Here is a 9,124-nt window from a genome sequence, read left to right as displayed (position 1 = left end):
TTCCACTTTCCGCCTGCGTTGCTGCCCCCCCTCACCCCCCCGTTGGCGTCTTCGCCTTCGCCCCCCCTCCCGCCCGCCCCCCCCCCCCCCCCCCCCCCCCCCCCCCCCCCCCCCCCCCCCCTTACTTGCATCAATGCGCCTGAGCAGCACCGGCACCTTTCGGCACGCGGATCGACTCGACAAGATCCTGAACCTCCTTCGGCGGCTCTTGCGTCGCATTCGACACGACATAAGCGACGATGAAGTTGATCATCGCGCCAACCGCTCCGAAGCTGGTCGACTGGATCGACAGCAGCAGCGGATCGGCATTCGTGAAGCTGTTCGTTCCCGGGATGAAGAACCAGCCATTATGCAGGAAGATATAGATGACCGTACTCAGCAGACCGGCCAGCATCCCCGCAATCGCGCCCTGCGAGTTCATCCGTTTCGAGAAGATCCCCATCAGGATCACCGGGAACAGCGAGGCCGCGGCAATGCCGAAGGCAAGCGCCACAGTCTGCGCGGCAAAGCCCGGCGGATTCAGTCCCAGCCATGTCGATGCCGCAATGGCCACCAGCATCGAGATCCGCGCCGCCATCAGTTCGGATTTTTCACTGATATCGGGCTTGATCATCGATTTGATCAGGTCATGCGACACCGCCGAGGATATGGCCATGAGCAGCCCCGCCGCGGTCGAAAGTGCCGCCGCCAGCCCACCGGCAACCACAAGCGCGATCACCCAGCCCGGAAGTCCCGCAATCTCGGGATTGGCCAGAACCATGATGTCCTGATCGACCTTGACCGCCTCGTTCTTCTCTTCGTCGGCCCAGTATTCGATGCGGCCATCGCCATTCTTGTCCTCGAAGGCCAGAAGGCCGGTCCGCTCCCAGTTCTGTACCCAGTGCGGCATTTCCTCGATGGCGATCGCCTCTTCCTGCGGTCCGTTGGGCCACATAGTCTCGACGAAATTCAGCCGCGCCATGGCGCCCACCGCCGGAGCGGTCAGATACAGCAGCGCGATGAAGACAAGCGCCCAACCCGCCGAGCTTCTTGCATCGGCCACGCGCGGCACGGTGAAGAAGCGCACGATCACATGCGGAAGACCGGCCGTCCCGATCATCAGCGACATAGTAAACAGGAAGATGTTCAGGGTGGTGTCGGTCTGCGCGGTATAGCTTGCGAAGCCGAGTTCCTGAATCACCGTATCCAGCTGGTCCAGCACCGGTACACCACCTTCGACGGTATTGCTGAACAGGCCAAGACCCGGAATCGGATTGCCCGTGATCGACAGCGAGATGAAGATCGCCGGAATGGTATAGGCGATGATCAGCACCACATATTGCGCAACCTGCGTATAGGTGATGCCCTTCATTCCCCCCAGCACCGCATAGAACGCCACGATGATCGCACCGACCAGCAGGCCCATCTCATAGGACATGTTCAGGAAGCCCGAAAAGGCCACGCCCACGCCCTTCATCTGCCCGATCACATAGGTGACCGACGCGATGATCAGGCAGATTACCGCGATCAGCCGCGCCGTCTGGCTATAGAAACGGTCGCCGATGAATTCCGGCACGGTGAACTTGCCGAATTTTCGCAGGTAAGGCGCCAGCAGCATCGCCAGCAGCACATAACCGCCAGTCCAGCCCATCAGATAGGCGGAAGCGTCATAACCGCCGAATGCGATGATCCCCGCCATCGAGATGAAAGAGGCCGCCGACATCCAGTCCGCGCCGGTCGCCATCCCGTTCAGCACCGGGTGCACGCCACGGCCAGCAGTATAGAATTCGCTGGTCGAATCGGCCCGCGCCCAGAAGGCAATGCCGACATAAAGTGCGAATGTCAGACCGACGACGATCAGGTTCAGGGTAAATTGATCCATGAACTATTCCTCCACCCCGTGCTCGCGGTCCAGCTTGTTCATGCGCCAGGCATAGCCGAAGATCAGGATTATGAAGACCAGGATCGAGCCTTGCTGCGCGAACCAGAAGCCCAGATCAGTGCCGCCCACGCTGATACCCGACAGCAACGGCCGGAACAGGATGCCGCAGCCATAGGACACAAAGGCCCATATGGCGATGCATATCCAGATCGTGCGGATATTCGCACTCCAGTATGCGTTTGATGATTGTCTGTCACTCATGTCGTTCTGTCCTCCCTCTTTTGGACACACTCCCCCGGTGGACCGGCGGCGATGCGCCGGACCTTGGCGGGTCTTCTTACCGGGGTGACGACCCGACCCCGGCCGGTTTCTTCGTAATCGTCAGCCCCGGTTCATCCGGTTCTCGATCAGGTCGTCCACGACCTCGGGTTCGGCCAGCGTCGAGATATCGCCAAGGCTGCCGTAATCGTTCTCGGCAATCTTGCGCAGGATACGGCGCATGATCTTGCCAGAGCGGGTCTTGGGCATGCCCGGAGCCCATTGGATCAGGTCGGGCTTGGCGATCGGACCGATTTCGCCCCGGACCCATTTCTCAAGCTCTGCCCGCAATTCCTCGGTCGGCTCGACCCCGTTCATCAGGGTGACATAGGCATAGATGCCCTGCCCCTTCACCGGATGGGGATAGCCGACCACCGCGGCCTCGGCGACCTTTTCATGGGCAACAAGCGCGGATTCGACTTCCGCCGTGCCCATGCGGTGGCCCGAGACGTTGATCACATCATCCACCCGCCCGGTGATCCAGTAATAACCGTCCTCGTCCCGGCGGCAGCCGTCGCCGGTGAAGTAATAGCCCGGATATTGCTGGAAATAGGTCTCCATGAAACGCTCATGATCGCCCCAGACGGTGCGCATCTGTCCCGGCCAGCTATCGGCGATACACAGCACGCCCTCGGCCGGGTTGCCCGTGACCGGCCGGGCGCTTTCGGCTTCGAGTATCTCGGGTTTAACGCCGAAAAAGGGAACCGTCGCGGAACCCGGCTTGGTTTCGGTCGCACCGGGCAAGGGCGTGATCATGTGGCCGCCGGTCTCGGTTTGCCACCATGTGTCGACGATCGGACATTTGCCCTTGCCGACATGTTCGTCATACCAGTTCCACGCCTCGGGATTGATCGGCTCGCCCACGGTGCCAAGCAGGCGCAGGCTGGACAGATCGTGCTTTTCGACGAATTCCGGCCCCTTGCCCATCAATGCCCGGATCGCCGTCGGCGCGGTATAGAACTGATTGACCTTGTGCTTGGCGCAAACCTCCCAGAAGCGCCCCGCATCCGGCCATGTCGGCACGCCCTCGAACATCAGCGTGGTGGCGCCATTCGCCAATGGCCCGTAAACGATATAGCTATGCCCGGTGACCCAGCCGACATCGGCGGTGCACCAATAGACATCGCCATCATGATAATCGAACACATATTCATGTGTCATCGAGGCATAGACCAGATATCCGCCCGTCGTATGCACCACGCCCTTGGGCTTGCCGGTCGAGCCAGAGGTATAAAGGATGAACAACAAATCCTCGGCGCCCATCGGCTCGGGCTCGCATTCCGTGCCGGCATCGGCCATCAATGCCTTGAGATCGATATCCTTGCCCTCGGTCCAGGTGGTCTGATCCCCGGTATGCTTGACGACAAGACATTTCACCTTGTCCGAGCAGTTCAGCAGCGCCTGGTCCGCATTGGATTTGAGCGCGGTCGAGCGCCCGCCACGCGGCGCGTGATCAGCGGTGATCAGGATTTGCGCGCCGGAATCGTTGATCCGGTTGGCAAGCGCATCAGGCGAGAAACCCGCAAAGACGATGGAATGAACCGCCCCGATCCGCGCACAGGCCAGCATGGCATAGGCCGCCTCGGGGATCATCGGCAGATAGATCACCACCCGGTCGCCCTTCCTGACGCCAAGATCGCGCAGCACATTGGCCATCCGGTTCACATTCTCGGAAAGCTGCGCATAGGTGATGTGCTGTGCCGGATCGCTGGGATTGTCCGGCTCCCATATGATTGCGGTCTGATCGGCGCGTGCAGGCAGATGCCGGTCAATGCAGTTCACAGATACGTTCAGCACGCCGTCCTCGAACCACTTGATGCTGACATTGCCAAAGGTGAAATCCGTATTCTTCACTTTGGTAAAAGGTTTGATCCAGTCCAGCCGCTTGCCTTCCCTGCCCCAGAAAGCTTCCGGATCGTTTACTGATTCGGCATAAAGCCGGTCGTAATCGGCGGCCTTGATATGGGCATTCTCCTGCCCGGCCGGGATCGCATGTTTACCAATGTTTTCCGAACTCATGAAGTTGCCTCCTTAACAACCGAATCAATCTTGGCCCTCCCCGCCGTCACCGCCGGACCCGACGCCTTAAGGCCAAGGTGCCAATGATGTTAACAGCATCCTATAGCGCAAGTTAAGTCATTTTTATATAAGAAAAATTATGTAAATTTATTCACATAAATTAGGTATAATTTGTAAATACTTCACAAAGCCGTCAGGTGACATTCACCAAAACAGGCCGCCCCGCCGGACATGGCGTCATTCCGGTGATGCGCGCTGGCCGCGCCCGGGAATCGCATCGCATCAACAGGCTTGAACATTCCGCACCGACCCCGCAGATAGAACGCAGCAACCGCATGCAGGATCGGGGAACTACATGAGCGGACTGATCGCGCTTCTGGACGACGTCGCCGGCCTGTCAAAGGTCGCAGCGGCGTCCATCGACGATGTCGCGGGTCAGGCCGCCAAAGCGGGCGCCAAGGCCGCCGGGGCGGTCATTGACGACGCCGCGGTCACGCCAAAATACGTGCACGGCTTCGATGCCAGCCGTGAGGTTCCGATCGTCTGGAAAATCGCCCGCGGCTCGATCTTCAACAAGCTGGTCATTCTGTTGCCGGTGGCGCTGCTGCTGACCAGCTTTGCGCCATGGCTGATCGCGCCGTTACTGATGCTTGGCGGCGCCTATCTGTGCTTCGAGGGCGCCGAGAAAGTCGCGCATGCCTTCGGTCACGGCGATGTGCATGACAGCGAGAAACATATTCACCCGGAAGGCGATGCAGCCGGCCTCGAGGAAGAGCGCGTCGCCGGCGCGATCAAGACCGATTTCATTCTGTCGGGCGAGATCATGACGATTGCCCTTGCCAGCATCCCGGCCGAGGATACGCTGTGGATGAAGGCATTGATCCTGTTCGTGGTCGCCATTGGCATCACAGCCGCCGTTTACGGATTTGTGGCCCTGATCGTGAAGGCGGATGATTTCGGCCTGCATCTCGCATCGCGAGGGAATGGCGCGCTTGCTGCGCTTGGCCGGGGAATCGTGAAATTCATGCCTGCTTTCATGAAGGTGCTGACCATCGTCGGCACCGCCGCGATGATCTGGGTTGGCGGTCAGATCATTCTTCACGGACTGGGCGAAATGGGCTGGCATGGCCCTTACGACTGGGTTCATCACCAGGCCGAGGTCGCCGCTCTGGCCTTGCCGCAAATCGCCGGCCTGGCGAGTTGGGCGGTTACCGCATTCTTCGACGGGATTTTCGGGCTGATACTTGGCCTGGCCCTGATCCCGTTGGTCGAAAAGCTTCTCAATCCGTTATTGTCGGTCACCGTCATGCCCCTGATCGGCGCAGTGAAGGGCATGTTCGGCAAATCCTGACAAACCGGCACAAGCCGGGATTACCCCACCCGCCGCAGAAATGCCCGGGTCCTTTCATCCTGCGCATTGCCGAAGATCTGCGCGGGCGGCCCCTGCTCTACGATGCGCCCGCCTTCCATGAACACGACCCGGTCGGCGATCTCGCGCGCGAATTGCATTTCATGCGTGACGATCAGCATCGTCTGACGTCCATCGGCGATGCGCCGGATCAGATCCAGCACCTCGCCCACCCATTCCGGGTCAAGCGCGCTGGTCGGCTCGTCGAACAGCATCAGATCGGCATCCAGCGCCATGGCGCGCCCGATCCCGACCCGCTGCTGCTGCCCCCCCGACAGCGCCGACGGATAACTGTCGCCCCGGTCGCCAAGCCCGATCTGTTGAAGGATCTCGGCGGCACGTGCCTTGGCCTTGGGCTTCGGCCAGTTGCGCACCGTGGTCAGCCCTTCCATGATGTTCTGGCGGGCGGTCTTGTTGGCGAAAAGCGCATAGTTCTGAAAGACGAACCCGGTCCGCCGCCGTATCGCCAGCATATCGGCCTTGCTGGCACGGGCGACATCCACCGACAGATCGCCAAGCGTGAACCGGCCTTCATCCGGCCGGTCAAGGAAGTTCAGGCAACGCAGCAGGGTGGATTTCCCGGTCCCCGACGGCCCGATGATCGCCACCCTTTCGCCCGGTTGCAGGCACAGGTCGATCCCGTTCAGCACGGTATTGCCGCCGAACCGCTTGACCAGCTTGTCGATCCGTATCTCGCAGCTCACCGCGCCACCGCCTTTCCAAGATGCCGCTCCATGCGTCGCTGCCCAACCGACAGAACCTCAACGATGGCCCAGTAAAACAGCGCCACCAGCAAGAACGCCTCAAGATACAGAAAGCTGCCCGCAGCTTCTTTCTGCGCCGCGCCCATCATCTCGGTCACGCCAAGGGTAAAGGCCAGCGAGGTGCTTTTGATCATGTCGATGAAATAATTCATCAGCGTCGGCGCAGCCACCCGCGCCGCCTGCGGCAGGATGATCCGCCGCAAAAGCTGGCCCCGCGTCATGCCGATGGATTGCGCGGCCTCCCATTGACTGCGGTCAACGCCAAGGATCGCGCCACGAATGCTTTCCGCCATATAGGCCGAGAAATGCAGGGTCAGCCCGAAAATCGCCGCAGTCACACCGTCGATCGAGGTCAGGAAGCTCAGCATCTGCGGCAGGCCGTAATAGAACAGGAACAATTGCACCAGCAAAGGCGTGCCGCGGAAAAAGCTGATGAACACCGCCACGACCCTGTCCACTACCGGGATTCGCAGAACCCGCACCACGGCCAGGAGCGCCGCCAATACCAGCGCCGCCGCCATAGCGATAACGGCCATGAACAGGGTCAGCGGGATGTAACCGGCGATTACCGGCACAAGCTCCCACATATAGGCGATGTCCAGCGGGCGCATCAGTCAGCTTCCGCAAGCGGCTTCGTCACATCGGCATCCAGCCATTTCTGCGAAATCTCGGCCAGCTTGCCGTTCTCTTTCAGCGTAGTGATCGCGGCATCCACACGGTCGCGCAGTGCCGTGCCCTCATCGTCGTTGCGGAACGGCAGAGCATTGCGGATCTCGTCAAAAGGCTGCCCGGCAAGTGCCAGCGGCAGCGGGCTTTTCGCGATCACCTGCGCCGAGGACACCCGGTCCATCACGAAGGCATCCACGCGGCCAAGCGCGGTATCCTGTTCGATATTCGATTCATAGGTGCGGATGTCGATCTCGTCGGCATAGGGAAGGTTACGCAGCAATTCCTCGAAATTCGAGCCAAGGTTGACCGCGACCGACCGGCCCTTGAGGCTTTCCGGCCCGGTGATCTCACCCTCGTTGCCCTCTTTCACGACGACCTGTGCGCCGTCATAAACATAGGGCTGGGTGAAGGCGAATTTCGCCTCGCGCTCGGGGGTGATGGTGATCTGGTTCGCAACCGTGTCGATGCGCCCGGATTCCAGCGCCCCGATCAGACCCGAAAAGGACATGGTGACGAATTCCACCTCATCCCCGGTTTCTTCCGCGACGGCCCGCATGAGATCCACCTCGAAGCCCTGCAACTCATCGGCACGGGTGAAGGTAAAGGGGAAGTAACCGCCCGACATGCCGACGCGGATCGTCTCGGCCAGGGCGGGGGCAGACATCGCCCCAAGGGCAAGGATTGCCGAAATAATGGTCTTGCGCATAGCGGACTCCTGATTGGTTCGGCTGCATAGATCGGGTGTTTCAATCTTGACCACAATATCAGGACAAAGATCGCCCGGAAATAAGGATTGAATCGGCCCCCCTCCTCACAAAGTAAAACAATTTTCGCAAATTCCCGACGATGCAGGAACATGATTTCGAAGCTTTGCGGCCATTCTGCTGCAAGGGGAACACATTTCCGGAAACTCCGCGTTGCGACTTTGACTGAACAGATTATTGAACTTGCCCGCAAGCTCGCGCAAACTCCGCTCCAACAGGGGAGGATATAACATGAAAAAACTCTGCGCCGCTGCCATATTGGCCGCCATCGCCGCGCCCGCCGCCGCCGCGGAAGAGATCAAGATCGGCTATGCTCTGGCCGAAGACAGCCATTACGGCGTCGCCGCCAAGGCGTTCGAGGAATCGCTGACCGCCGCGCTGGGCGATCAGTTCACTTTCCGGCATTTCCCGTCATCAGGACTTGGAGGCGAACGCGAGGTGGTCGAAGGCGTGCAGCTCGGCACGATCCAGATGACCATCGTCTCGACTGGCACGCTCTCGAATTTCGTTCCTGAATCGGGCGTGTTCGACGTGCCTTTCCTGTTCGACAGCCTCGATCACGCCCGCGAGGTTCTTGATGGCGAGATCGGGCAGGAAATGCTGGCCAAATTCGATGATGCGGGCATGCATGCCCTGGCCTGGGGCGAGCAGGGTTTCCGCCATATCACCAATAATCGCGGCCCGATCGCCGCCCCCGAAGACACCGAGGGCCTGAAAATCCGCACCATGGAGAACCCCGTCCATATCACCGCATTCGAGGCGCTGGGCGCGGCGCCCACCCCGATGGCATGGCCCGAGGTGATCGGCGCGCTTCAACAGGGCGCGATCGACGGGCAGGAAAATCCACTGTCGGTGATCGTTTCGGCCAAACTCAGCGAGGTGCAGACATATCTGACGCTGGACGGCCATGTCTATTCCCCCGCAGTCATCCTGATTTCGCCGCAACTCTGGGGCAGCCTGGACGACGAACAGAAAGCCGCATTCGAAACCGCCACCAGGGACGCCGTCACCGCAATGCGCGCCTATGTGGACGAGGTGGAAGCCTCGGGCGTCACCACCCTGAAGGAACAGGGGATGGAGGTCAACGAACTCACGACAGAGCAGAAGGCAGCGTTCCGCGACGCATTGGCCGAACCCTACAAGCAATACGAGGAACAATTCGGCAAGGAACTGATGGACCGCATCCGGGCCGCCGAATGACAATTCCCATCCCTTTCTTCTTTGCCCAAATACCTCGGGGGTACGGGGGGGGCGCCCCCCCCCCGCCGCGGGCGCGCTATTTTAACCCCCCAACGCCCGCTAGAAACCGAATTTAATAATT

General features: G+C 60.3%; 8 protein-coding genes. 2 read left to right on the top strand and 6 right to left on the bottom strand.

Going from position 1 to position 9,124, the window contains the following annotated elements; genetic code table 11:
• Positions 1 to 130: 130 nt before the first annotated feature.
• The 3 genes from Q0601_RS24390 to acs all read right to left on the bottom strand — a co-directional run bounded on the left by Q0601_RS24390 (position 131) and on the right by acs (position 4,198).
• Positions 131 to 1,861 carry a sodium:solute symporter family protein gene (locus Q0601_RS24390; RefSeq protein ID WP_305292774.1) on the bottom strand — a complete coding sequence of 577 codons (1,731 nt, stop codon included), beginning with the start codon at positions 1,859 to 1,861 and terminating at the stop codon, positions 131 to 133.
• Positions 1,862 to 1,864: 3 nt separating this feature from the next.
• The gene (locus Q0601_RS24385) at positions 1,865 to 2,122 is read right to left on the bottom strand and encodes a DUF4212 domain-containing protein (RefSeq protein WP_305292772.1); all 258 of its coding nucleotides are present in this window, start codon (positions 2,120 to 2,122) and stop codon (positions 1,865 to 1,867) included.
• Between the two features lie 120 nt (positions 2,123 to 2,242).
• Entirely contained in the window at positions 2,243 to 4,198 is a 1,956-nt protein-coding gene (acs, locus tag Q0601_RS24380; RefSeq protein ID WP_305292770.1) for an acetate--CoA ligase, read from the bottom strand.
• A gap of 355 nt (positions 4,199 to 4,553) precedes the next feature.
• Here acs and Q0601_RS24375 point away from each other — a divergent pair, with 355 nt between their 5' ends.
• Positions 4,554 to 5,549, top strand: a complete 996-nt coding sequence (locus Q0601_RS24375; protein WP_305292768.1) for a DUF808 domain-containing protein — start codon at positions 4,554 to 4,556, stop codon at positions 5,547 to 5,549.
• Positions 5,550 to 5,569: 20 nt separating this feature from the next.
• Here Q0601_RS24375 and Q0601_RS24370 read toward each other — a convergent pair whose 3' ends face one another.
• Genes Q0601_RS24370 through Q0601_RS24360 form a run of 3 tightly spaced genes read right to left on the bottom strand, consistent with a single transcriptional unit; the run spans position 5,570 to position 7,745 of the window.
• Entirely contained in the window at positions 5,570 to 6,310 is a 741-nt protein-coding gene (locus Q0601_RS24370; RefSeq protein WP_305292766.1) for an amino acid ABC transporter ATP-binding protein, read from the bottom strand.
• On the bottom strand, positions 6,307 to 6,981 hold the full coding sequence (locus Q0601_RS24365) for an amino acid ABC transporter permease (RefSeq protein ID WP_305292765.1): 675 nt from the start codon (positions 6,979 to 6,981) through the stop codon (positions 6,307 to 6,309). Before Q0601_RS24365 ends, Q0601_RS24370 begins: the two co-directional genes overlap by 4 nt.
• Positions 6,981 to 7,745 carry an amino acid ABC transporter substrate-binding protein gene (locus tag Q0601_RS24360; RefSeq protein WP_305292763.1) on the bottom strand — a complete coding sequence of 255 codons (765 nt, stop codon included), beginning with the start codon at positions 7,743 to 7,745 and terminating at the stop codon, positions 6,981 to 6,983. The genes Q0601_RS24365 and Q0601_RS24360 overlap by 1 nt, the downstream gene beginning before the upstream one ends.
• A gap of 289 nt (positions 7,746 to 8,034) precedes the next feature.
• Between Q0601_RS24360 and Q0601_RS24355 the strand changes: the two genes are divergently transcribed.
• Positions 8,035 to 9,003: a TRAP transporter substrate-binding protein gene (locus tag Q0601_RS24355; protein ID WP_305292761.1), complete on the top strand. Its 969-nt coding sequence runs from the start codon at positions 8,035 to 8,037 to the stop codon at positions 9,001 to 9,003.
• The last annotated feature ends 121 nt before the right edge of the window (positions 9,004 to 9,124 follow it).

The sequence above is a fragment of the Paracoccus wurundjeri genome (genome assembly GCF_030678915.1).
Lineage (GTDB): Bacteria > Pseudomonadota > Alphaproteobacteria > Rhodobacterales > Rhodobacteraceae > Paracoccus > Paracoccus onubensis_A.
The sequence above is the reverse complement of the archived record's forward strand: the minus strand, read 5'-3'. Positions and strand labels throughout refer to the sequence as shown.

Bases quoted from the DNA above. Each gene is read 5' to 3' on its own strand.
- Q0601_RS24375 (WP_305292768.1), top strand. From the start codon at position 4,554: ATGAGCGGACTGATCGCGCTTCTGGACGACGTCGCCGGCCTGTCAAAG.
- Q0601_RS24390 (WP_305292774.1), bottom strand. From the start codon at position 1,861: ATGGATCAATTTACCCTGAACCTGATCGTCGTCGGTCTGACATTCGCA.
- Q0601_RS24365 (WP_305292765.1), bottom strand. From the start codon at position 6,981: ATGCGCCCGCTGGACATCGCCTATATGTGGGAGCTTGTGCCGGTAATC.
- Q0601_RS24360 (WP_305292763.1), bottom strand. From the start codon at position 7,745: ATGCGCAAGACCATTATTTCGGCAATCCTTGCCCTTGGGGCGATGTCT.
- Q0601_RS24355 (WP_305292761.1), top strand. From the start codon at position 8,035: ATGAAAAAACTCTGCGCCGCTGCCATATTGGCCGCCATCGCCGCGCCC.
- acs (WP_305292770.1), bottom strand. From the start codon at position 4,198: ATGAGTTCGGAAAACATTGGTAAACATGCGATCCCGGCCGGGCAGGAG.
- Q0601_RS24385 (WP_305292772.1), bottom strand. From the start codon at position 2,122: ATGAGTGACAGACAATCATCAAACGCATACTGGAGTGCGAATATCCGC.